We start from the raw sequence: 22,667 nt of genomic DNA on the forward strand, positions 1-22,667 counted from the left end.
CCGCGCCGATGTCCGGCGCCAGGGCCCGCGGAGGGTTTTGCTTGAGACCGCGCAAGCCTTGCGGGCCGGCTTGCCGACCACGGCCCCGACGCACGGACGAGAACACCCGCAAGGAGCGTTTCCCATGCCTGCCGTAAACCCTTACAGCGAAATGAAAGTAAACGATTAACCTTGTTAGTGCCTGATAACAGGCTTTGATTTAGAAATAACTAAAAACCAACGAGGAGAATCAGGAATGAATTTAAGGAAATCGTTTGATTTCAGACAAGGCGTACTCGCACTTGTCGCTTTTGGCGGTTTGCACGCCATCGGCGCACAGGCCGTCACGGTGGACTTCCGCGTGAAGAGCAGTTCCACCAACAGCTACACGACGGACGTCTTCGTCACCAACGACACCGCGGCGACCATCAACGGCTGGACGCTCAACTTCCGTCTCGGCAACGTGATCAAGAGCCACTACAGCGCCACGATCACCGGCAGCGATCCTTACACCGTCAAGCCGGTGAGCTTCAACAGCAGCATCAAGCCGGGCGCGAATGCCAAGTTCGGCTTCACCGCCAACGGCTCCCTCACGCCGGCAGCGCTGTCCGGCTGCAACTTCAACGGCCAGGCCTGCACCTTCCTGGTCAACGGCCAGCCGGTCGGGGGTGGGTCGAGCAGCAGCTCCAGTTCGTCGAGCTCTTCCAGTTCTTCCAGCTCGTCCTCTTCTTCGTCCTCGTCGTCTTCCTCCTCCTCGTCGAGCTCCTCCAGCTCCTCATCCAGCAGTTCGTCGTCCAGCTCCAGTTCGACCAGTTCGTCCAGCAGCTCCAGCTCGGGCGGCACCGGCACGCCGGTGGCCCGCAACGGCCAGCTCAGCGTCTGCGGCACCAAGCTGTGCAACAGCCGCGGCGAACAGGTGCAGCTGCGCGGCATGAGCACGCACGGCATCCAGTGGTACGGCTGGGGCTCCTGCCTGACGCCGGCTTCGCTGGACGTGCTGGCCAACGACTGGAAGTCGGACATCCTGCGCATCTCGATGTACGTGCAGGAAGACGGCTACGAGACCGACCCGGTCGGCTTCACCAACCAGGTGCACCTGCTGATCGAGGAAGCCACCAAGCGCGGCATGTACGCGCTGGTCGACTGGCACCAGCTCACCCCGGGAGATCCCAACTACAACACCGAGCGTGCGAAGAACTTCTTCCGCGAGATCGCCACGCGGCACAACGGCAAGAACAACATCATCTATGACATTGCCAACGAGCCGAACAACGTGACCTGGGCCAAGGTGCGCAGCTACGCCGAAACGATGATCCCCTTCATCCGCAAGTACGACCCGGATGCGGTGATCCTCGTCGGCACGCACGCCTGGGGCTCGATGGGCATCTCGGACGGTGGCAGTGCACAGGAGATCGTCAACGCCCCGGTGCGCGCCAGCAACTTCATGTACACCTTCCACTTCTACGCGGCCTCGCACGGCCAGGTGTACCTGGACAACCTGATCTACGCCGCCGAGCGTCTGCCGGTGTTCGTCACCGAGTTCGGCACGCAGCAGGCCTCGGGGGGCGGTGGCAACAACTTCACCATGGCGCAGAAGTACCTGGACACGCTGGCCCAGTACAAGATCAGCTGGACCAACTGGAACTACTCCGACGACGGCCTCTCCGGCGCGGTGTGGAAGCCGGGCACCTGCAGCAGCGGCAACTGGAACGTCGGCAACCTGAAGGAAGCCGGTGTGTGGATCCGCGAGCGCATCCGCAATCGCTGATGAACCGCTGAAGTATTGATGCAGGTAAGGACGCCGCGCGGCGAGGGCTGCGCGGCGTCCTGTGTCGCGCTAAACTACGCCCCGATCGCGGGTGTAGTTCAATGGTAGAACTTCTGCTTCCCAAGCAGATAGCGTGGGTTCGATTCCCATCACCCGCTCCAGTTTTCCTCCTGTACGTCCTGGCTGCTTCCCACCGTCAGGCACGCGCCTTCCGTAATGTCCGCCAGCGTGTCGCGCGTATGCAGATCCGGCAGCGCCGGGCGGCAACATCGGAAATCCGCGCCATGACCACCGCAAGCACCACCAAGCTGATCGACGCCATCGCCAACCAGGCCGACTACCTGAAGTCGGTGCGGCGTGACATCCACGCCCACCCCGAACTCTCCTTCGAGGAAACGCGCACCGCCGACCTGGTGGCCGGCCTGCTCACCGACTGGGGCATCCCGGTACATCGCGGCATGGGCAGGACCGGCGTGGTAGGCATCGTGAAGAACGGCAACTCCTCGCGCGCCGTCGGCCTGCGTGCCGACATGGACGCGCTGCCCATCCAGGAGGCCAATCACTTCGCGCACGCCAGCCGCCACCCGGGCAAGATGCACGCCTGCGGCCATGACGGCCACACCACCATGCTGCTGGGCGCCGCGCAATATCTGGCGAAGCACCGCGACTTCGACGGCACGGTGTACCTGATCTTCCAGCCCGCCGAGGAACACGGCGGCGGTGCGCGCGAGATGATGCGCGACGGCCTGTTCGAACGCTTCCCCGTGGAGGCGGTGTTCGGCCTGCACAACATGCCCGGCATTCCCGCCGGCACCGTCGCGCTGTCGCCGGGCGCGGTGCTCGCCTCCAACAACGAATTCAAGCTGACCATCCACGGCAAGGGTGGCCACGCCGCCATGCCGCACCTGGCCATCGACCCGATCCCGGTCGCCGGCCAGATCATGCAGGCCTTCCAGACCATCATCACGCGCAACAAGAAACCGCTGGAAACGGCGGTCCTGTCGGTCACCATGCTGCGCGCGGGTGACACGCCCAACGTCATACCCGACAGCTGCGAAATGCAGGGCACGGTGCGCGCCTATTCCGCCGACACGCTGGACCTGATCGAACGGCGCATGCGCGAAGTTGCCGAGCAGACCGCCGCCGTCTTCGGCGCCCGCGTGAGCTTCGAGTTCCGCCGCAACTACCCGGCCACCCTCAACCATCCCGCCGAAACCGAATTCGCCCGCGAAGTGTTGCGCGGCATGCTGCCGGCCGAGCGCGTCGTCACCCAGACGCCGATCATGGCGGCGGAGGACTTCGCCTTCATGCTGGAAGCGGTGCCCGGCTGCTATGCCTTCATCGGCAACGGCGACGGTGAGCACCGCCTGCCGGGACACGGCGGAGGCCCATGCCTCGTGCATAACGCCAGCTACGACTTCAACGACGCGCTGTTGCCGCTCGGCGCCAGCTTCCTGGTCGAACTGGCCACCCAATGGCTGCGTCGCGAGGCAAGCCCGGCCGCCTGACGCCAGGCACCTGCCGCGCAGGTCGCCACGGATTGCTGCCCTTGTGCTGCCTCCGTGTTGCGGTGCATTGTTCACCCATGCGATGCGCTCACCGATGCGGTGAAGCGCCGTCCTGCAAGACCATCCCTGGATGGCTTGCGTCACCCGGATGCAGCGGAGGTGCGTGAATGCGACTAGCAGTGATTGGCCTGGGCCGGATGGGCGGCAACATCGCCCGCCGCTTGATGAAGGGCGGACACGAGGTGGTCGTCCATGACCGCACGCAATCCGTCATCGACGGCATGGTCGGCGAGGGCGCCATCGGTGCCAGCACCGTCGAGGATCTCGTCACCCACTTCGATGGCGTCCGCATCTTCTGGATCATGCTGCCGGCCGGACAGGTCACCGAGGACATGGTGGAACGGCTGCTCGGCATCACGAAGCCGGGAGACATCATCATCGACGGCGGCAACAGCTTCTTCAAGGACGACATCCGCCGCGCAAGAACCTGTGCGGAGAAGGGCGTGGCCTACGTCGACGTCGGCACCTCCGGCGGCATCTGGGGCCTGGAGCGCGGCTACTGCATGATGATCGGCGGGCCGAAAGCCACGGTGGACCTGCTCGACCCCGTCTTCGAAACGCTGGCGCCCGGCATGGGCGACATCGGCAGGACGCTCCACCGCAAGCCCGAACAAGGGCACGACCCGCGTGCCGAGAAGGGCTACATCCACGCGGGCCCGGCCGGCGCAGGCCATTTCGTGAAGATGGTTCACAACGGCATCGAGTACGGCCTGATGCAGGCCTATGCCGAAGGCTTCGACGTGCTGAAGAGCAGGGCGTCGGCGCGCCTGCCGGAAGACGAACGATTCGATCTCAACCTGACCGACATTGCCGAAGTCTGGCGGCGCGGCAGCGTCATCTCGTCGTTCCTGCTCGACCTGACCGCCGCCGCGCTGTCCCAGGACGAGGACCTCGCCGCCTACAGCGGCAGGGTGGCGGATTCGGGAGAAGGGCACTGGACCGTGGAGGCCGCCATGGAGGAGGCCGTCCCCGTGCACGTCCTCGCGGCCGCGCTGTTCGCCCGTTATCGCAGTCGATCCGACACCACGTACGGCGACAGGCTACTGTCGGCGATGCGGTTCGGCTTCGGCGGCCACGTCGAGATCCCCCAGTAAGCCATCGAGGCTGGTGGCTACGCTGTCGGCAGAAAAGGGCAGCGCGGAACCGGCCGCCATTGCGGATCTCCACGCTGTCATGGTTCAGGCCCATATTTGATTTCCCGTGTCACCACGCACGCCACCGCTCAGTCGCAAACGGAGATTCACATGGCAATTCCTCACGCCAAGTCGGGCGATGTTGTTTCAATCGGAGCGCCCCTCGGCGCGGGCCAGGCGATCGACGACCTGCAGCCCGGCACCCTGATACGCGACGAGCATATGGAGGTGTTCCGCCTCGTCCTCCAGCCCGGCACCCGGATGCAGGATCATCAGGCAAGCGGCGTGCTGACCATCCAGTGCCTGCACGGCTCCGTGCAGATGACTGCACACGGCAGGACGCAGACGATGGTGCCCGGCAGCCTGATGCATCTCCGGGACGGGGAGACCCATGCGGTGGCCACCGATGAACTGAGCGTCCTGCTGCTGACGCTGTTCCTGCGTCGCGTATGACGCACGACGCGCTGCGCCTGCTCCGGCGATAGCGCGTTCTTCGAGCAGCGCCGTTCGACCGACCACCCGTTGTCCCGGGTGGATGCCGAGGAAACAATGCCATGGGCAACACCCGCAAACTCTGGACTGCACTCGCAGTGCTGCTGGTCACCTCCTTCTCCCTGCTCCTGTGGTCCGGGACGGAGATCCAGCGCAACGCGGCCCCCATGCCGGAACGCGTGGTGTCGGAGGATGGCTCGGTCCTCTACACGCGGAGCGAGATCGAACGCGGCCGGCAGGTGTGGCAGTCCATGGGCGGCATGCAGCTGGGCTCGATCTGGGGACATGGCGCCTACGTCGCGCCGGACTGGAGTGCCGACTGGCTTCACCGCGAGGCGGTCAGCATCCTCGACGCCTGGGCCGCCAGGGCCAGCGCCGGCGCAAGCTTCGCCACCCTGCCGGTCGATGCCCAAGCAGGGCTGCAGGGCCGCTTGCAGCAGATGATGCGCAGGAACACCTACGACGCGGCCACCGGCACCATCGTCCTGACCCCGGACCGCGCCGCCGCCGTGGCGAAGGTGGCGCAGCACTACATCAGCCTCTTCGGCAACGATCCCGCGACGGCCGAGCTGCGCGAAGCCTACGCGATGAAGAACGACACGGTGCCGGACGCGGAGAACCGTCGTCTGCTGAGTGCGTTCTTCTGGTGGACCGCGTGGGCGACGACGACCGAGCGGCCAGCCGAGGCGGCCGATGCGCTGTCACCGGACAAGCCAGCGATGCAGCCGAAGCAGGCGACCTACACCAACAACTGGCCCGGCGAGCCGCTGGTGGGCAACGCCCCACCCGCCAGCACCTGGGTCTGGTCGGCCTTCAGCGTGCTGTTCCTGATTGCCGGCATCGCCCTGCTCGGCTGGCATCACGCCGTCACCAAGGACGAGGGCGGCCACACGCTGCCGCAAAGCGATCCCCTGGCCTCGCTGGTCGTCACGCCTTCCATGCGAGCCACCGGCAAGTTCTTCTGGCTGGTGCTCGCCCTGTTCCTCGTGCAGATATTCTTCGGCGCGATGACGGCGCACTACCAGGTGGAAGGCCAGGAAGCGTATGGCATCGCCCTGGCCGACGTGCTGCCGTATGCGATCACACGCACCTGGCACACCCAGCTCGCCGTACTGTGGATCGCGACGGCCTGGCTGGGTACCGGCCTCTACATCGCACCGGCCATCTCCGGCCATGAACCGCGCTGGCAGCGCCTGGGCGTCAACGTGCTGTTCACCTGCCTGGTGATCATCGTGGTGGGCGCCTTCACGGGTCAGTGGTTCGCGGTGATGCAGAAGCTGGGACTGGACTACAACTTCTGGTTCGGCCACCAAGGCTGGGAGTACGCGGACATCGGGCGCTTCTGGCAGATATTCCTGTTCATCGGCCTGCTGCTGTGGCTCACCCTCGTCGGTCGGGCGCTGTGGCCGGTCCTGACCGGCCCGGCGCAGGAGTCCAAGGCCATCGTCGCGCTGCTGTTCCTGTCCACCCTGACCATCAGCATCTTCTACGCGGCCGGCCTCATGTGGCGCGAACACAGTCACCTGTCGGTCGTGGAGTACTGGCGCTGGTGGCTGGTGCACCTGTGGGTGGAGGGCTTCTTCGAGGTGTTCGCCACCGCGGTGATCGCCATCATCTTCACGCGGCTCGGCTTGCTGCGCACATCCACCGCGACGGTGGCCGTCCTCTTCGCCACCATCGTGTTCATGACCGGCGGGGTGCTGGGTACCCTGCACCATCTGTATTTCGTCGGCAGCCCGACCGCGGTGATCGCGCTCGGTGCCAGCTTCAGCGCACTGGAAGTCGTGCCACTGGCCTATCTCGGCTTCGAGGCCTACCACACCTACAAGCTCGGCCGGGCGACACCCTGGATGCAGCGCTACCGCTGGCCCATCAATTTCTTCCTCGCCGTCTCGTTCTGGAACCTCGTCGGCGCGGGGCTGTTCGGCTTCCTCATCAATCCGCCGCTGTCGCTGTACTACATGCAAGGCCTCAACCTGACGCCGCTGCACGGGCACACCGCGCTGTTCGGCGTGTACGGCATGCTGGGCATCGCGCTGGTGCTGTTCTGCGTGCGGGGATTGCGGCCTCATGGGGTCTGGGACGACAAGTCGCTGCGCGTGAGCTTCTGGACGCTGAACATCGGCCTCGCGATGATGGCGCTGCTGACCCTGCTGCCGCTCGGCACGATGCAGCTGCTGGCCGCCATCGAACACGGCTACTGGTACGCGCGCTCCGCGGAGTTCATGCAGAAGCCGATCGTCGACATCCTTGTGTGGATGCGCGTACCCGGCGACGTGGTGTTCAGTGTCGGCGCGGTGACGCTCGCCTGGTTCGTCGTCAGTCTGTGGATCAGGCCGGGACGCGGGGCCCAGCCCCGCGTGCGGGACGGCGAGCGCCTGATCTGAAATGACCGGACCGGCGCGCGGCGGAATGGGCGGCGCTGCCGGGCGCGTCGGTAGGCGCGTCGGCAGGCACATTGGAGTGCCGCGTCCGCACACCGCCAGCCTGTCCGACGGACAAGCGGGTGCTGGCAGGTAAGCCAACTCCTACAGCCTCTTCAGTCCGCTCCGACGCAAGCGCCGCGCCCTGCGGCCTAGCATGGGTCACCCTTCAGCCGAGCTGCGGCCGCGGGTCGCTGCGGCGACCGTCGAACGGACGCGCGCTCGGGCGCCTGACCCGACCCCTGCGGATGAACGAGGACCTTCCGGCCGTGAGCTGCCTTTCCGACCCGCCGCGTACGGCCGGGTGCCTCGCAACGCGTCAGCCCCTCTTCAGTGGGTGAGGCCGCCATGGACTGGTTCCAGCAACTCCAGTGGCTCGACTACCTGCAATGGCCGGCGATGCTGACCAACGTCATCGCGGCCTGGATGGTGGCGTCGCGCGACGGCGGCAGGCGCACCGCGGGCTTCTGGTGGTTCACCGCCGGCAACGTGTTGTGGACGGCCTGGGGACTGCACACCCAGGCCTATGCGCTGATCCTGCTGCAGCTCGCCCTGTTCGCCCTCAACATGCGCGGCATCGCCAAGAACGACGATGCGGCATGACGTCATCCCGGCCGCTGCGCTAGCGCTGCTCCGCGAGGTAACGCGCCATCAGCCTGGCATGCTCGGTACTGACGTCGAGGTCCGGCATCGCGGTGTGAGGGTCCAGTTGTTGCGGGTCGCGCAGCCAGCGCACCAGGTTGTCCGGCGTGTTCGCCAGCCGGCCGGCGATATGGCTGCGGGCGCCGAAGCCGGTGAGTGGCGGCCCCACGTGCGCATCCGGCCCCACCACGCCGGGAATGACGTGGCAGCTGTTGCAGGCGTACTGGCCGAAGGCGGTACGCGCCTGCAGCTTCCAGTCCACGATGCCGGTGCCTTCCCGCCCCGGCCCGCCCACCGGACATTGCTCGCCCTCGCAGCGCGTAGTGGCGAAGCAGTCGACGCGCGGCAGCACCGCCGCCCGCCTTGCATACTCGGCCGGGGTCATCTCGCCGAGCCGTCCCACGAAGGCGACGACCGCCCACAGGTCCTCGTCCGCAAGGCGGTACTCCCAGGCGGGCATGCCGGTCATCTTGATGCCGTAGCGGGTGATCCAGTACAGGTGCCGTGGCTCCCAGCGACGCGCGGCGTCGACCAGCGGGCCCGGCAGCGGCTGCAGCCCCAGCCCGACCGGCCCCGGCGCCACGCCCGGCGCGCCATGGCACTGCGCGCAGGCGTCGCGGTAGCACACGGCGCCACGCTGCAGCATGCCGGGCGCATCCAGCGCGGGCACCGCGATGTCGCGCGAGCGCATCTCCACCGAGCGGTGCATGACGCGCTCCAGCACCGAATGCACCACCTGGGTGTGCGGTACGGTGGCGGCAATGTCGTAGGACTGCCGCAGGGCGTAGGCCACGCCGCCCGCCACCGCGACCAGTGCCACGATCAACAGGAACAGGGGTTTGCTGCTGCCGTGCGAGGGGAGGGTTTTCATCGGAATGCGGATTCCTGTCTGCGCGGCCGGTGCAATGCCGGACGGTGTCCTTCCATTGAAAGCTGGATGACGATGCGAGTTCCCGCAAGGCGGGGGGACACGCGATGAAATCCGGCGCCGCGGCCCTGTGCATCCCCTTCTGCGTGCTGTTGGCCGCTTGCCACCAGCAGGGCGTCGACTCGCACGCGCCCCGTTATACCCGCGTGGCCGGCGCCAACCCCGAGCGGGGCGCGCGGCTGCTGGAGCAGTACCAGTGCGGCAGCTGCCACCTCATCCCGGAGGTGCCCTCCGCCACCGACGGCATGGGACCGACGCTGGCGTCCTACGGGCGTCGCAGCTACATCGCAGGTCATATCCCCAACACGCCGGACACGCTGGTGGCCTGGCTGCAGCAACCCTCGGCGCTGCTGCCCGGCACGCTGATGCCGGACAGCGGCGTCTCGCAAGCCGACGCGCGCGACATGGCGGCTTACCTGATGAGCCTGCAATGACGGCGCCCGCACCCCCACCGACGATCGCGACGACGGGCGCGCGCACATGAGCAACCGGCCGTCCTTCGAGGTGGGTGCGCTCAGCGTGCTGCGTCCTGCGGGCGACGAGGCCGCGGTGCTCAACGAACTGAGCTGGGTGCTGATGATCGTCTGCCTGACGGTCTTCATCGGCGTGATGGTGTTGCTCGGCCTCAGCCTGCGACGCAACAGGCCGAAGCTGCCGGCGTCCTGGCTGGTCATCGGCGGCGGCATCGTCTTTCCGGTGGTCGTGCTCACCGGCCTGCTGCTGTACGGCACAGCGCGCACGGTCGGGCTGGACCGGGCGCGGCCGCCCGATGCGCTGATGATCAGCGTCACCGGCCACATGTGGTGGTGGGAAGTCCGCTACCAGCAGGCCGACGGCAAGCAGGCGCGCAAGGACGTGGTGCTCGCCAACGAGTTGCGCATTCCGGTGGGACGCCCGGTGCTGCTCAAGCTGGAGAGTGCCGATGTCATCCACAGCTTCTGGGTGCCGGCGCTGGGCGGCAAGATGGACACCGTGCCCGGCCGCAGCAACCGCCTGCTGATCACCGCGCGCGCGCCCGGCGTCTACCGCGGCGTGTGCGCGGAGTACTGCGGCATCCAGCACACGCGCATGGGCATGGTGGTGGTGGTGCAGACGCCGCAGGAGTTCCAGGACTGGCTGGCGCGGCAGGCGCGACCCGCGGCGCCGGCCTCGGGCGACGCTGCCTTGCGTGGCAGGGGCCTGTTCATGTCGGAGGGCTGCGCGGCCTGCCACACCATTCGTGGTGTCACCGGGACCAGCGGGACCACCGCAGCCAGCCAGCGCGGGCCGGATCTCACCCACATCGGCAGCCGGCTGGAACTCGGCGGCGTGCTGCGCAACCATCGCGGTGCCATGAGCCACTGGATCGCCAGCGTGCAGGGCGTGAAACCCGGCGCGCGCATGCCGTCCTTCTGGCACCTGGAGCAGAACCAGCTGGACGACCTGTCCACCTACCTGGAGCAGTTGCGATGAGCGCGCCGGACCCGCTGCTGCCCAACACCCTGCCACGCCCGGCCGACGAACTGGTGCGCCTGCGCGCGGCGTGGCGGCCACGCTCCGGGCTGGGCGCGCTGTCGGTGGTGAACAACTCGCAGGTCGGCCTGCTGTACATCGTCGCCGCGATGCTGTTCCTGCTGCTGGCGGGCGTACTGGGACTGCTGATCCGCGCGCAGCTCGCGGTGCCGGAGAACAATCTCATCCTGCCCGGCACCTACAACCAGATCTTCACGATGCACGGCACGGTGATGATGTTCCTGTTCGCCGTGCCCATCGTGGAGGCCATCGCGGTGTTCCTGCTGCCGGCGATGCTGGGCGCGCGCGACCTGCCCTTCCCGCGGCTGAGCGCCTATGCGTTCTGGGCCTATGCCTTCGGTGGCGTCGGCTTCTTCTGCACGCTGTTCGTCGGCCTCGCGCCGGACGGTGGCTGGTTCATGTATCCCCCGCTGACCGGGAGCGAGCAGTCGCCCGGACTCAACGCGGACTTCTGGCTGCTGGGCATCGGCTTCATCGAGATTTCCGCCATAGCCGGCGCCATCGAGCTGATCGTCGGCATCCTGATGATGCGCGCGCCGGGTATGACGCTGGCACGCATGCCGGTGTTCGCCTGGGCGATGCTGGTAACCGCCTTCATGATCATCTTCGCGTTCCCGGCGGTGATCGCCGGCACCACGCTGCTGGAGATGGAGCGCGCCTTCGACTGGCCCTTCTTCATCGCCGAGCGCGGCGGCGACCCGCTGCTGTGGCAGCACCTGTTCTGGTTCTTCGGCCACCCGGAGGTGTACATCATCTTCCTGCCGGCCACCGGCCTCATCTCGACGATGCTGCCGGCGCTGGCACGGACCCGGCTGGTCGGGCACGACGCCATCGTGGCGGCGCTGTTCGTCATCGGTGCGCTGAGTTTCCTGCTGTGGGCGCACCACATGTTCACCGCCGGCCTGGGCACGCTGTCGATGAGCCTGGTGTCGGTGGCCAGCCTCGCCGTGGCGGTGCCCACCGCGGTACAGGTCTTCTCGTGGATCGCCACGCTGTGGCGCGGCCAGCTCGCCATCAACACGCCGTCGCTGTTCCTGCTCGGCTTCCTGTTCACCTTCGTGCTCGGCGGACTCACCGGCGTGATGGTGGCGGTGCTGCCGTTCAACTGGCAGGTGCACGACACCTACTTCATCGTCGCCCACCTGCACTACGTGCTGATCGGCGGCGTGCTGTTCCCGGTGTTCGCGGCGCTGTACTACTGGATGCCGGTGGTGCACGGCCATCTGCTGAGCGAGCGGGCGGGGCGCTGGGTGTTCGGCCTGATGTTCGGCGGCTTCCACCTGGCCTTCTTCCCGATGCACATCTCGGGGCTGCTGGGCATGCCGCGGCGCATCTACACCTATGCCGACGGCCTGGGCTGGAACACGCTCAACCTGCTGTCCACGATCGGCGCCTTCGTGCTCGCCGCCGGTGTCCTGCTGTTCGTCATCGACCTGCTGCGCATCTGGTTGCGGCCAAGACAGGAGCACGACAATCCGTGGAATGCGCCGACGCTGGAATGGCTGCCGACGGAAAGCTACTCCACGCGCAGCATTCCGGAGGTGAGCTCGCGCTACCCCTTGTGGGACCAGCCCGGGCTGGCGGGGCAGGTGGAGCGTGGCGAGCACTGGCTGCCGGGCACCATCACCGGCTTCCGCGAGACGCTGGTGATCACCCCGCGCGGCACCCGGCCGCATCACCTCGCCATCCTGCCCGGCGACAGCTGGCTGCCCTTCCTCGCTGCCTTCGGCACGGCGGGCTTCTTCCTGCTGATGACCATCAAGGCGGTGGTCGCGTCGGTCGCCTGCGGCGTGCTGGCGGTCGTCTGCATCGTGGCCTGGCTGTGGCAGACCGACCAGGGCGGCTCGCGCACCGTGGCGGACATCGGCGAGCGGGTGCAGGTGCCCATCGGCGCGCGCGGCCGGTGGTCGCATTCCTGGTGGGGCGTGGTGCTCCTGCTGGTGGTGGACGCCACCATCTTCGCCGCCATCGCGTTCTCGCACATCCATGTGGCCATGCTCGCCGTCGTCTGCCCGCCGCCGGGCGCGGCGCTGCCGGCGGAGCGGGCTGTGTGGCTGGCGTGTGCGCTGTTCGGCGGCAGTTCGCTGGCCTGGTGGCTGGGCGGAATCGGGCGCACGCGCCGCGTGCTGTCGCACTGGCAGGTGCTGCCGGTGCTGGCGGCGGTAGGGCTGGGAATCCTGGGCAGCTACGTGCTGGTCGATGCGCACCTGCTGGCCGGCCTGTCGCCGCGCCGCGATGCATGGAGTGCGACGGTGGCGGCCATGCTCTCCCACCTCGGCCTGCATGGCGTGCTGCTGGGGTTGATCGGCAGCTACATGTGCGTGCGCGTGTGGCAAGGCTTGTGCGGGCCACGCAGCGTGGCGAGCTACGACAACAGCAGCCTGCTATGGCACTTCAGCTCGGTGCTGGGCGTGGTGGTGGCGACGCTGCCGTTCATCGTCACCTGGTGGATGCGCTGAGCGCTGTGCGGGCGGCCGGACCGTCGCGGCTCACGCGGCGCAGATCATGCAGCGCGGGTAATGCCGCGCGAGCGCTCGGCGAGGTGCTCATGCGACAGCCGGAGCACGGCGCGCAGGCCGCGCGGCGGATTGTCGTCCAGCGCCAGCGTGCCGCCGTGCAGGGTCGCGATCGCGCTCACCAGCGCGAGGCCGAGGCCGTAGCCGGGCTGCGCCTGCACGTTGCGGCCGACACGGCGGAAACGCTTCACCGCCTCGCTGCGCTCCTCGGGCGGAATGCCCGGCCCGTCGTCGCTGACGCCGACTTCCACGTCCTGCCCGGTGGCGCGCACCAGCAGGGTGATGGCGGAGGCGCCGGCGGCGTACTTCATCGCGTTCTCCAGCAGGTTGGCCAGCGCCTGGAACAACAGCGCACGGTCGCCGTAGAGCTGCAGCGCCTGCGGCGCCTGGACGAGCAGCCGGATGCCGGTGTCCTCCGCCATCGGCTGGTAGTAGTCCACCACGTCGTCGAGCAGGGCCTGCGGCTCGAACCATTCGAAGAAGTGGGCGCAACGCCCGGCTTCGATCTCGCCGATGCGCAGCACCGCGCGGAACAGCTTCTGCACGCGCTCCGCTTCCTCCACCGCGGCGAGGATCTCCTCGCGCACGCCGGCATCCGCGCGCTCGGCCGCACCGACCAGCCGCGTGTGCAGGCGGGTCAGCGGCGTGCGCAGCTCGTGCGCGATGTGGCCGCTGACACTCTTCACCTCGTCCATCAGGTGATTGGTGCGGTTGAGCATGTAGTTGATGTCCACGCCGAGCAGGTCGAACTCGTCGCCGGACCCACCGGCCGGCACGGTGACCTTGCGGTCGCCGCTGGCATAGCGGCGCAGCGCGGCGCGGATGTGGTCCACCCGGCGCATGCTGCGCAGGCTGGAGTACAGGCCGATCGCCAGGCTGGTGAGCAGCACGGCGAACAGGCCGGAGCCGGCCACCAGCGGAATCACGCGGACCCGTTCCAGCATGGGCAGGATGTCGTAGCCGCTGAAGTAGGTGCCGCCATCGGCCAATGTCACCAGCATGCCGAACATCTGCATGAGCTGTCCGTCCGGCCCGTCCATCGCGGTGTCGTGCCAGCCGGCCACGCAATGCTGCGGGCAGCCCAGGGCGCGCTCCAGGCCGGTGTGGCCGAACAGGACGTTGCCCTGTGCGGACAGCACCAGCGCCTGGCTGCCTTCGCGCTTGTCTTCCCGTGCCAGCGCGCTGGCCAGCGCCGCGGCACCTTCCAGGCCGCGGTCCTGGTGGCCCTGGATGTCGGCCAGCACCATGTCGCGCACGTGGTCGTGCAGCAGGTTCTCGATCTGCCGGCTGCTGACCAGTACCGAGCCACCCGCCACCAGCAGGAAGATGAAGGCGATCAGCGATGCGTGGCGGAAGGTGCTGGTTTCGAGCAGGCTGACCAGCCGCTCAACCCAGGACATAGCCGACAGCCCTGACCGTACGCAGCAGCGAACGCGGGTGGTTGCGATCGATCTTGCCGCGCAGCTTGGAGACGTGGACGTCGATGAGGTTGGTCTGCGGATCGAACTGGTAGCCCCACACCTTCTCCAGCAGCATCGCGCGCGTGACGATGCGGCCGAGGTTCTCGGCCAGCACGACGAGCAGCGCGAACTCCTTGTCCGTCAGGTCGATGGCCTGGCCGGCGCGCACCACGCGACGGTGGCGCAGGTCGATGCTCAGGTCGTCGAGCTGCAGCAGGTGATCGCCGTCGCCGGCGGCCGGGCGACGCCTGACCAGGCCTTCGAGGCGCAACAGCAGCTCGGTGAAGTCGAAGGGTTTGCCGAGGTAGTCCTCGGCGCCTGCGCGCAGACCTTCGATGCGGTCACCGGGCTGGTCGATCGCCGACAGCACCATGACCGGCGGACGCGGCCGGTCCTTCAGGCTGTTGAGCACCTGGATGCCGTCGATGCCCGGCAGCATGCGGTCCAGCACGATGACGTCGAAGGCTTCGGTGCTCATGAGCTGCAAGGCAGCTTCGCCGTTGTCCACCAGCCGACAGCTGTGCCCGCTTTCCTGCAGCTTGCAACTGAGCCAGTAGCTGACTCGCGGATCGTCTTCGACTATCAGGACACGCATGCGATGGCTCCTTGCCACGCGCACCCGATGCACGGGTGCGCAGCCCGGACAACAACCGGGCCCGGAATTTTATATGAGAATAATTCCCATTACCATGTCAAATCTGCCAGATCTGTGAATTTGTCGAGGCAGGCAAAGCGTCGCGGATTCCATGGGCGTACTGGCGTCGGGAAAGGGTAAATCGCTGCGGCAGCAGCCTTCGTGAAGATTTCTTAATCTTCTAACCGCCGCATCTTCAATGGCTTATGAAGATAATGCGAGTCGCTATCGACTGAGAGTCGTTCCTGATTACCCCATGTCCGCGCTGCCCCTGTCCGGTCTCATCCTCGCCCTGCTGCTTGGCTGGGCCGTCGTGGCCGAGCTGATCCATGGCCGCATCGGCAACGCGCCGACCTGGGGCGTGCTGGCGCTGTGGGCGGCCGGACTCGGCGCCGCCGTGGTCCTGCCGGGGAGTGCCGGTTTCCCGTGGCCTGCCCTGTGGATCGGCGCCGCATACGCCGCGGTGGTGCTGGTGACGGGGCGCGCCATGCAGGCCCTCCGCTGGGCCGAGCGCTGGGAGGTCCACCTGTGTGCCGCCGCCTGCCTGTGGTTCGGTGCCCAGGCGGACGGCTTCCTGCTGGCGACCGCCGTCGCAGGCGGCGTGATGTCGCTGGCGATGCCGATGCTGGCGGCCGTGCCGGCCCCCTCGCTGCCGGCAGTCGCCGCGCGCTGGCGTCGCCCTCCCTCCAGGGCCAGCAGCATTCCCTACGCGCCCGCCATCGCCACGGGCGCCGTGTTCGCGTCATGGATGCGATGAGCCGGGCTCGGCCGCGCCTTCGCCGCCATCAGGCCGGTGCCCTTGCACCGGAGGCGGCGCTGGTGCTGCCGGTGGTGATCACCGCCGCGATGATGGCCATCGAACTCGCCAACATCGGCCTGAGCATCCATCGCGGCAGGACCGCCTTGCAGCAAACCGTCACCCAGTTGCGCGAAGGCGGCGTGTTGCCCCGGCTGGCCGGTGTCAGCGACGCCCAGCTGGAACTGCGGCTGCGACAAGGCATGCTGGCGGCGGCGGACGGCAAGCTGCGCCCGGCGCAGATCGCCAGCCTGGCGATCGAGCGCTTTCCGGTGCCCGGCAGCGTCGCCGCGCCGGCCGGCCCGCAATGGATGCCGGCCTGGCGCGTCACCGTGGACGTGCGCCAGGCTTTCGTGACGGTCCTGCCGCGGCTGGTGATCGGCAACGGTGCCTTCCGCTACCGCCACCAGCAATGGCTGGCAGACCCGCAGGGCGACGCGGATGCCGCCGCGACGCAGGCGCCCGGGTCCATGAAGACAACTTAACGTGCATGCCGGATGCGCTTGCCGTAGAACGGCGGCCTGACCATCCATTCATCCATACGGACATTCTCCCGATGACCGCCACCGTTGCCACCGCCAGCCTGTCGGCCAGGCTGAAACAGGAAACCGCCTCCCAGCACGAGCGCATGCACCGCCTGATGGAAAGGGCGCAGCCCTTCTCCAGCCGCGAGAGCTACGCGCGCTTCGTCGCTGCGCAATACCTGTTCCAGCGTGACGTGGAGCACCTGTTCGGCGATCCCGCGGTGCAGGCCGCCGTGCCGGACCTGGCGCAACGCGGACGGGCCGATGCATCGAGTGCCGATCTCGTCGACCTCGGCGCCGCCGTTCCGGCCGAAGCCGTCACCAGCCATGGCGTCGGCATGCCGGAGGCATTGGGCTGGCTGTACGTGTCGGAGGGCTCCACCCTCGGCGCCGCCTTCCTGTTCAAGGAAGCGCAGGCGAAGCTGGGGCTGTCGGCGGAGTTCGGTGCCCGCAACCTGGCGGCGTATCCCGACGGCCGCGCCATCGTGTGGCGTCGCTTCGTCGCCTCGCTGGACAGCGATGAGCTGGCGCCGGCACTGCACGACGGCGTGATCGCCGGCGCCAATGCCGCCTACGACCGTTTCGGCCGCCTGCTCGAACGCTTCTTCCCGGCCTGAAGCGCCGGCTGGCTTGCCCCGCCACGGCGTGCCAGCCCGACGGATCGCCGACGCAGCAAGGCGTCCGGCGATTCATTAAGAAAAGTTCATGGTTCTCATTCGCAAATGAGAGTCTGTTGCAACTATGATCCAGATCAAATGATCACAGTTGCAGCTGGCGCGGCCGGCAGCACGACCCACTGCGCCGACCATGCCATCGCCATCCCCTGTCGTCTCCCGCCCCCTTGCCGGCACCTGCCTGCGCAGGACAGCCTTCGCGGCCGCGCTCGGTGGCGCCTTGTCGCCGTGGGCGGCCCTGGCGGCTGAGCCGGTCCAGCTCGCCCCGGTGGTCGTCACCGCGACCCGCAGCGAAAAGACGGTCGAAGACACGCCCATCCGCACCGAGGTGGTCAGCCGCGAGGAGATCGAGCGCACCAACGCACGCACCCTGCGCGATGCGCTGGAGAACGTGCCCGGCCTGCAACTGCGCGAGGTGCACGGCAAGTCCGGCTACGAGATCTCGCTACAGGGCCTCACCAGCGACCAGGTGCTGGTGCTCATCGACGGCCTGCCGGTGGCGGCCAGCACCGGGTCCACGGTGGACGTCGGCCAGTACCTGCTGAGCGAAGTCGAACGCGTCGAAGTGGTGAAGGGCGCCAGCTCCGCGCAATACGGCAGCGCGGCGATGGGCGGGGTGGTCAACATCATCACCCGTCGCATCCGGCCCGGCCTCGCCGCCGCCGCGACCGTCGACATCGGCAGCTACGGCGACCAGAACGTGTCCGGCCGCGCCTTCGACATCGGCAGCAAGCATGCGCAGGCCAGCGTGGAGGGCGGCAACGAGCAACTGCGCGCCCGCCTGAGTGCCGACGCCCTGCAGAGCGATGGCTTCTCCACCGACCCGGACAGCTGGCCTCGCCAGGGCGACGCGGTCGAACGCCAGCAATACGGCGGCCGCCTCACCTGGCTGCCGCGCCGAGGCAGTGAATTCTGGATCGACGCCAGCGCCTACCGCGAGGACGACGAACAGCGTTACCTGTACTTCGCGCCGCCCAACTACATCCCGCAGCGCAAGACCGAAAGCATCGAGCGCAACCGCTACGCCGGTGGCGGCCAGTGGCGTTTCGACAACGGACTGCGCACCGAAGTGAAGCTGCTCGACGAGCGTTACGACAGCAACTCGCAGGAGTTCTCCAACAGCTTCCGCACCGCCAGCCGCTTATCCGGACAGCATATCAACCACGCCGGCCTGCAGGTGGACCTGCCGGCTTGGTACGGCCAGCTGTGGCAGTTCGGTGCCGACTATCACCGCGAGACGCTCACCCAGACCATCAACGGCCGCAGCGAGCTGGACGACACCGACGCGGTGCGCAGTTCGCGCGAACTGTTCGCGCAGAACGACTACATCATCAATGACACCTGGGAGTTGTTGCTCGGCCTGCGCTGGCAGGACGACTCCGACTTCGGCACCCACCTGGCGCCCAAGCTCGGCCTCAGCATGAACCTGCCGGCGATGGGTGGCTGGCAGGGCAAGCTGCGCGCCAGCGCCGGCGAGGGCTACCGCGTGCCCAACCTGAAGGAACGTCACTACGTCTTCGACCACAGCTCGCTGGGCTACATGGTCATGGGCAACCCCGAGCTCAAGCCGGAGTCCTCCACCAGCCTGCAGTTCGGCGGCAGCTTCCGCTTCCGCGAGCGCCTGACGGTCGACCTCAACCTGTTCCAGAACCGCCTGAAGGACCTGATCCAGACGGATCTCGACAACTACACCGTGGTCAACGGCATCGCGGTGTACAGCTACCGCAACGTCGCCCGCGCCCGCACCCGCGGCGTGGAGGCCGGCGCCCGCTGGCAGGCGCTCGACAGCCTGGCGCTGAACGCGGCCTACACCTGGACCCAGGCACAGGATCTGGACAACGGCCAGGACCTGACCCGCCGCCCGCGCAACATGGCGCGCCTGGGGCTGGACTGGGAGGCCACCGCCAGCACCGCACTCACCGTGCGGGCGCGCTACCAGAGCGACGAACTGGTCAGCACCGCCACCGGCGCGCGCTCGCCGGCCTGGACGACGATGGACCTCGCGCTCAGCCACGCGCTGGGGCAGGGCCTCAGCATCTTCGGCGGCGTGAACAACCTGTTCGATCGCCAGCGCGATTTCACCGACGGCAACGACTTCAGCCCGCTGGTCGGCCGCTACGTCTACATCGGCGCCCGCTACGCGCTGGACCGCACGCGCTAGCCGCGACCCATTTCAGCAGTTGTCCTTCCGGACCACTTTCCCAAACACGCACTCATTCTCACGGGAGCCTCGCATGACCACTCACAAGAACCTCGCAACGGCAGGCAGCCTGCTGCTTGCCCTGACGCTCGCCGCCTGCGGTGGTGGTGGTAGCGACGCCCCGGCCACCGCCGGCGGTGGCGGCTCCACTTCCTCGTCGTCCTCGTCCAGCGGCGGCGCCACCACCAACGCCTTCACGCAGGAAGCCACCTGGGCCTTCCAGCTACCGGCCACCGGCCAGTCGGTCTGCTACGACTTCAACGCCAGGCAGGAAGTTGCCGGCTGCACCGGCACCGGCTGGGACCTCAAGGTCACCAGCGGCGGCCGCAGCGCCAGCCTGTTCACCAACAGTGGCACCAGTGGTGCCGGCAACGGCGCGGCACTGGGCTCGCCCTTCGCCTACACCTGGGCGCAGCTGCAGACCTGGCTCAATGCCACCATCGACCCGGTGAACGGCGCCGTGCCGGCACAGGCCTGGATCAAGGACTCCGCCAGCTCCGTCTTCAGCAGCAACAACACCATCGGCTCCTCGGTCTTCGAGTACGGCCTGGCCAGCAGCACCGACCACCTGCTGTACCCGACCTACCGCCGCTTCCTGATCACCACCGACAACACCAAGGCCACCGCCGTCACCAGCGCGCCGACCACCGTGTATGCCCTGCAGGTCATCGGCTACTACGGCGGCCCCGGCGGCACGGCCTCCGGCTATCCGAAGTTCCGCTGGGTCGACACCGCGCCGTCGTCCACGGTGCGCGAAGCCACGGTCAATGCCAGCGGCTCGGCCTGGGTGTACTTCGATCTCGTCAGCGGCACCGAGTCGTCCGAAAGCGGCGTGTGGCAGATCGCCTTCAACCGCTACAACATGAAGCTCAACAGCGGCATTTCCGGCAGCGGTACCGCCGGCGGCTTCCTGTCCGCCACGCCGACCGGCTTCTACGATGCCGATGGCAAGGCGGTGGCTTCCGCGATCACCAGCGCCACACCCGCCTCGACCCTGGCCACGTTGTCCACGGGTTCGAATCCGGCGAGTGCGTCCGCCTGGAAGAAGGACAGCGCCGGCTCGCTGCTGAGCCCGACCCAGACCGGCACCTACCCCAACCCGCTGAACTACGGCTGGTACACCTACTACCCGACCGACGCGGCAGCCGCACCGGTCGGCCTGACCCAGCACATGCTCAAGGCCAACCCGGACAGCGGCACCATCATCCGCGGTGGTGAAGGCAACACCTACGCCAAGGTCCGCGTGAACAGCATCAGCTATGCCCCGGCGACGCCGGCCTACAACGGCGCACAGACCTGGACCGTCAATTTCCAGGTGCAGCCCTGAGCCTGGCCTGAGTTGATGCAAGGGCCGGTTCCCTGACGGGGCCGGTCCTTGCAGCGCTTAGTCGCCTTCTTTTTTTGCCGTCCCGTCTCCGTTCCAAGCATTCGCCGAGCACGCCATGAATCACCCACAAGAAGCCTCCAGCGCGTTGCGCGCACGTCACGACGCGCTGGTCGCGGTCGAGCCGAAACTCCGCATCCGCGACCGTGCCGCCCGCCTGGGCGTGAGCGAGGCCGAACTGCTGGCCGCCGGCTGCGGCGTGCAGGCGGTGTCGCTCGGCACCGACCTGCAGGCCGTGTTCCGCGAGCTGGGCAGCCTCGGCGAAGTGATGGCACTGAGCCGCAACGACTGGTGCGTGCATGAGCGCCACGGTGCCTACACCGGCATCGAGGCGGACGGCGGGCCGATGGGCATCGTGCTCGGGCCCGACATCGACCTGCGCCTGTTCTTCGGTGCCTGGCGCTATGTCTTCGCGGTCACCGAGAACGAGCGCCACAGCCTGCAGTTCTTCGACAAGAGCGGCACCGCCATCCACAAGGTGTACCGCAGCGCCGACACCGATGGCGCCGCATGGGACGCGCTGGTCGCCCGCTTCGCTTCGCAGGCACCGGTCGAGGTGGCTCCCGAGGCGTTCGCGCCGTCGCAGGACGCTGCGCAACCACAGGATTCCGCAGCCCTGCGCGCGCACTGGCTGGGCCTGCAGGACACCCACGATTTCTTCGCCATGCTGCGCAAGTTCAAGGTCACGCGCGTCGGCGCCCTGCAGTCCGCCGGCCGCGACCTCGCCCAGGCCGTGCCGGCCGGCGCCGTCGAGTCCATGCTGCAGGCCGCTGCGCAGCAGGCGCTGCCCATCATGTGCTTCGTCGCCAACCGCGGCATCGTGCAGATCCACACCGGCACCGTCGAGCGGCTGGTGCGCACCGGGCCGTGGTTCAACGTGCTGGACCCGAAGTTCAACCTGCACCTGGACACCACGGCCATCGCCTCCTGCTGGGTGGTCAACAAGCCCACCCGCGATGGCTGGGTGACCTCGCTGGAAGCCTTTGCCGCCAACGGCGAAATGATCGTGCAGTTCTTCGGCGAACGGAAACCGGGCAAGGCCGAGCTGCCCGCCTGGCGCGCCCTGCTGCAGGGCCTGTGCAGCGAGCCGCTCGCCGCCTGATGCCCGTGCCGGCGGCGCAACGCCAGCCGGCCCCGGCCTTGCCAACGTCATTCCCGCACCCCGAACAGATGCCCGCACTTTCCGCCTCCTTCCGCTTCCTGTCCCGCCGTGTCGGCGCCTTCACCATCCTGCTGTGCGCGCTGGCGGCCTACGCCCAGGCACAGGCCGCGGGGCCGCAGCGCGTGGTGAGCCTCGGCGGCCCGCTCACCGAGATCGCCTTCGCGCTCGGCGGCGGTGACCGCCTCGTCGGCGTCGATGCCTCCAGCGTGTATCCCGCCGCTGCCGCCCAGCTTCCCAAGGTGGGCTACTACCGCAGCTTCTCGGTGGAAGGCGTGGTCAGCCTGCAACCCCAGGTGGTGCTGGCGCTGGATCACGCCGGCCCGCCGCCGGCCATGGAGCAGCTACGCAAGCTCGGTGTGCAGGTGGTCGTGCTGCCGTCCGACCCGACCCTCGATGCGCTGGAGCTGCGCATGGACGGCGTGGCCCGCGCCCTCGGCCTCGGCGACGCCGGCAAGCGCGCGGCACTGGCGCTGCGCGACGAGATTACGAAGCTGACGCGCGCCCAGTCGACCCAGCGCGTACTGCTGGTCAGCGCCCACACCGGCAAGCTGCAGGCCGCCGGCCGCGGCACCGCCGCCAATGCACTGCTGCGTCTGACCGGTGCCCGCAACGCCTTCGACGGCGAGGGCTACAAGTCGCTATCCGGCGAGGCGGTGGCCGCCCTGCAGCCGGATGTCATCGTCACCACCACCCTGTCGGCGGAGGCCAGCGGTGGCGTCCAGGGCTTCGCCGCCCAGCCGGGCCTGGCGGTCACGCCGGCAGCGCGCGAGCGCCGCATCATCGTGATGGACGACCTGCTGCTGCTGGGCTTCGGCCCGCGCCTGCCGGAGGCGGTGCGCCTGCTGCAGGCGGGACTCGCGAAGCGCTGATGG

Annotated in this window: 19 protein-coding genes and 1 tRNA gene; 17 read left to right on the forward strand and 3 right to left on the reverse strand. The window is 68.0% G+C overall.

The window, feature by feature from the left end:
- Window positions 1–235: 235 nt before the first annotated feature.
- The 7 genes from VVD47_RS11730 to VVD47_RS11760 all read left to right on the forward strand — a co-directional run bounded on the left by VVD47_RS11730 (window position 236) and on the right by VVD47_RS11760 (window position 7,966).
- On the forward strand, window positions 236–1,747 hold the full coding sequence (locus tag VVD47_RS11730; RefSeq protein WP_327603649.1) for a cellulase family glycosylhydrolase: 1,512 nt from the start codon (window positions 236–238) through the stop codon (window positions 1,745–1,747).
- Between the two features lie 87 nt (window positions 1,748–1,834).
- Window positions 1,835–1,908: transfer RNA gene (locus VVD47_RS11735), tRNA-Gly, on the forward strand.
- Window positions 1,909–2,031: 123 nt separating this feature from the next.
- A complete protein-coding gene (locus tag VVD47_RS11740) occupies window positions 2,032–3,255 on the forward strand; it encodes a M20 aminoacylase family protein (RefSeq protein WP_327603650.1) in 1,224 nt (407 codons plus the stop codon).
- A 167-nt stretch (window positions 3,256–3,422) separates the two neighbouring features.
- Window positions 3,423–4,409, forward strand: coding sequence for a phosphogluconate dehydrogenase (NAD(+)-dependent, decarboxylating) (gene gnd / locus VVD47_RS11745; protein ID WP_327603651.1), 987 nt, complete (start codon window positions 3,423–3,425; stop codon window positions 4,407–4,409).
- 150 nt (window positions 4,410–4,559) lie between these two features.
- Window positions 4,560–4,901, forward strand: coding sequence for a cupin (locus VVD47_RS11750; protein WP_327603652.1), 342 nt, complete (start codon window positions 4,560–4,562; stop codon window positions 4,899–4,901).
- 101 nt (window positions 4,902–5,002) lie between these two features.
- Complete coding sequence (locus tag VVD47_RS11755) at window positions 5,003–7,327, forward strand: nitric-oxide reductase large subunit (protein WP_327603653.1); 2,325 nt, start codon at window positions 5,003–5,005, stop codon at window positions 7,325–7,327.
- Window positions 7,328–7,711: 384 nt separating this feature from the next.
- Window positions 7,712–7,966 (forward strand): hypothetical protein, encoded by a 255-nt coding sequence (locus VVD47_RS11760; RefSeq protein ID WP_327603654.1) that lies wholly within the window; start codon window positions 7,712–7,714, stop codon window positions 7,964–7,966.
- Between the two features lie 19 nt (window positions 7,967–7,985).
- On the opposite strand, the gene VVD47_RS11765 is transcribed toward VVD47_RS11760, so the two are convergent.
- Window positions 7,986–8,876, reverse strand: a complete 891-nt coding sequence (locus tag VVD47_RS11765) for a c-type cytochrome (protein ID WP_327603655.1) — start codon at window positions 8,874–8,876, stop codon at window positions 7,986–7,988.
- A gap of 104 nt (window positions 8,877–8,980) precedes the next feature.
- On the opposite strand from VVD47_RS11765, the gene VVD47_RS11770 reads away from it, so the two are divergent.
- The 3 genes from VVD47_RS11770 to ctaD are packed head-to-tail and all read left to right on the forward strand — an operon-like array spanning window position 8,981 to window position 12,904.
- The gene (locus VVD47_RS11770) at window positions 8,981–9,367 is read left to right on the forward strand and encodes a c-type cytochrome (protein ID WP_327603656.1); all 387 of its coding nucleotides are present in this window, start codon (window positions 8,981–8,983) and stop codon (window positions 9,365–9,367) included.
- Between the two features lie 46 nt (window positions 9,368–9,413).
- Window positions 9,414–10,385: a cytochrome c oxidase subunit II gene (gene coxB / locus VVD47_RS11775; protein WP_327603657.1), complete on the forward strand. Its 972-nt coding sequence runs from the start codon at window positions 9,414–9,416 to the stop codon at window positions 10,383–10,385.
- Window positions 10,382–12,904, forward strand: coding sequence for a cytochrome c oxidase subunit I (ctaD, locus tag VVD47_RS11780; RefSeq protein WP_327603658.1), 2,523 nt, complete (start codon window positions 10,382–10,384; stop codon window positions 12,902–12,904). Before coxB ends, ctaD begins: the two co-directional genes overlap by 4 nt.
- A 44-nt stretch (window positions 12,905–12,948) precedes the next feature.
- Here the strand turns inward: ctaD and VVD47_RS11785 are convergent, their stop codons facing one another.
- Both VVD47_RS11785 and VVD47_RS11790 read right to left on the reverse strand, forming a co-directional pair.
- Window positions 12,949–14,361 (reverse strand): sensor histidine kinase, encoded by a 1,413-nt coding sequence (locus tag VVD47_RS11785; RefSeq protein ID WP_327603659.1) that lies wholly within the window; start codon window positions 14,359–14,361, stop codon window positions 12,949–12,951.
- Window positions 14,348–15,016 (reverse strand): response regulator transcription factor, encoded by a 669-nt coding sequence (locus VVD47_RS11790; protein WP_327603660.1) that lies wholly within the window; start codon window positions 15,014–15,016, stop codon window positions 14,348–14,350. The genes VVD47_RS11785 and VVD47_RS11790 overlap by 14 nt, the downstream gene beginning before the upstream one ends.
- Window positions 15,017–15,311: 295 nt before the next feature.
- Between VVD47_RS11790 and VVD47_RS11795 the strand changes: the two genes are divergently transcribed.
- The 7 genes from VVD47_RS11795 (at window position 15,312) to VVD47_RS11825 (ending at window position 22,664) form a co-directional block, all read left to right on the forward strand.
- A complete protein-coding gene (locus VVD47_RS11795; RefSeq protein WP_327603661.1) occupies window positions 15,312–15,812 on the forward strand; it encodes a hypothetical protein in 501 nt (166 codons plus the stop codon).
- On the forward strand, window positions 15,809–16,336 hold the full coding sequence (locus VVD47_RS11800) for a TadE/TadG family type IV pilus assembly protein (protein WP_327603662.1): 528 nt from the start codon (window positions 15,809–15,811) through the stop codon (window positions 16,334–16,336). Before VVD47_RS11795 ends, VVD47_RS11800 begins: the two co-directional genes overlap by 4 nt.
- 71 nt (window positions 16,337–16,407) lie before the next feature.
- Window positions 16,408–16,992, forward strand: a complete 585-nt coding sequence (locus VVD47_RS11805; RefSeq protein ID WP_327603663.1) for a biliverdin-producing heme oxygenase — start codon at window positions 16,408–16,410, stop codon at window positions 16,990–16,992.
- A gap of 190 nt (window positions 16,993–17,182) precedes the next feature.
- A complete protein-coding gene (locus VVD47_RS11810; protein ID WP_327603664.1) occupies window positions 17,183–19,210 on the forward strand; it encodes a TonB-dependent receptor plug domain-containing protein in 2,028 nt (675 codons plus the stop codon).
- Window positions 19,211–19,283: 73 nt separating this feature from the next.
- Complete coding sequence (locus tag VVD47_RS11815) at window positions 19,284–20,576, forward strand: HmuY family protein (RefSeq protein ID WP_327603665.1); 1,293 nt, start codon at window positions 19,284–19,286, stop codon at window positions 20,574–20,576.
- A 115-nt stretch (window positions 20,577–20,691) separates the two neighbouring features.
- Window positions 20,692–21,735 (forward strand): hemin-degrading factor, encoded by a 1,044-nt coding sequence (locus tag VVD47_RS11820; RefSeq protein ID WP_327603666.1) that lies wholly within the window; start codon window positions 20,692–20,694, stop codon window positions 21,733–21,735.
- A 68-nt stretch (window positions 21,736–21,803) separates the two neighbouring features.
- The gene (locus VVD47_RS11825; RefSeq protein WP_327603667.1) at window positions 21,804–22,664 is read left to right on the forward strand and encodes a heme/hemin ABC transporter substrate-binding protein; all 861 of its coding nucleotides are present in this window, start codon (window positions 21,804–21,806) and stop codon (window positions 22,662–22,664) included.
- Window positions 22,665–22,667 lie beyond the last annotated feature (3 nt).

The sequence above is a fragment of the Uliginosibacterium sp. H1 genome (assembly GCF_036017065.1).
Lineage (GTDB): Bacteria > Pseudomonadota > Gammaproteobacteria > Burkholderiales > Rhodocyclaceae > Uliginosibacterium.

Coding starts and splice junctions, on each gene's coding strand:
- VVD47_RS11730 (WP_327603649.1), top strand. CDS start 236: ATGAATTTAAGGAAATCGTTTGATTTCAGACAAGGCGTACTCGCACTT.
- VVD47_RS11740 (WP_327603650.1), top strand. CDS start 2,032: ATGACCACCGCAAGCACCACCAAGCTGATCGACGCCATCGCCAACCAG.
- gnd (WP_327603651.1), top strand. CDS start 3,423: ATGCGACTAGCAGTGATTGGCCTGGGCCGGATGGGCGGCAACATCGCC.
- VVD47_RS11750 (WP_327603652.1), top strand. CDS start 4,560: ATGGCAATTCCTCACGCCAAGTCGGGCGATGTTGTTTCAATCGGAGCG.
- VVD47_RS11755 (WP_327603653.1), top strand. CDS start 5,003: ATGGGCAACACCCGCAAACTCTGGACTGCACTCGCAGTGCTGCTGGTC.
- VVD47_RS11760 (WP_327603654.1), top strand. CDS start 7,712: ATGGACTGGTTCCAGCAACTCCAGTGGCTCGACTACCTGCAATGGCCG.
- VVD47_RS11765 (WP_327603655.1), bottom strand. CDS start 8,876: ATGAAAACCCTCCCCTCGCACGGCAGCAGCAAACCCCTGTTCCTGTTG.
- VVD47_RS11770 (WP_327603656.1), top strand. CDS start 8,981: ATGAAATCCGGCGCCGCGGCCCTGTGCATCCCCTTCTGCGTGCTGTTG.
- coxB (WP_327603657.1), top strand. CDS start 9,414: ATGAGCAACCGGCCGTCCTTCGAGGTGGGTGCGCTCAGCGTGCTGCGT.
- ctaD (WP_327603658.1), top strand. CDS start 10,382: ATGAGCGCGCCGGACCCGCTGCTGCCCAACACCCTGCCACGCCCGGCC.
- VVD47_RS11785 (WP_327603659.1), bottom strand. CDS start 14,361: ATGTCCTGGGTTGAGCGGCTGGTCAGCCTGCTCGAAACCAGCACCTTC.
- VVD47_RS11790 (WP_327603660.1), bottom strand. CDS start 15,016: ATGCGTGTCCTGATAGTCGAAGACGATCCGCGAGTCAGCTACTGGCTC.
- VVD47_RS11795 (WP_327603661.1), top strand. CDS start 15,312: ATGTCCGCGCTGCCCCTGTCCGGTCTCATCCTCGCCCTGCTGCTTGGC.
- VVD47_RS11800 (WP_327603662.1), top strand. CDS start 15,809: ATGAGCCGGGCTCGGCCGCGCCTTCGCCGCCATCAGGCCGGTGCCCTT.
- VVD47_RS11805 (WP_327603663.1), top strand. CDS start 16,408: ATGACCGCCACCGTTGCCACCGCCAGCCTGTCGGCCAGGCTGAAACAG.
- VVD47_RS11810 (WP_327603664.1), top strand. CDS start 17,183: ATGCCATCGCCATCCCCTGTCGTCTCCCGCCCCCTTGCCGGCACCTGC.
- VVD47_RS11815 (WP_327603665.1), top strand. CDS start 19,284: ATGACCACTCACAAGAACCTCGCAACGGCAGGCAGCCTGCTGCTTGCC.
- VVD47_RS11820 (WP_327603666.1), top strand. CDS start 20,692: ATGAATCACCCACAAGAAGCCTCCAGCGCGTTGCGCGCACGTCACGAC.
- VVD47_RS11825 (WP_327603667.1), top strand. CDS start 21,804: ATGCCCGCACTTTCCGCCTCCTTCCGCTTCCTGTCCCGCCGTGTCGGC.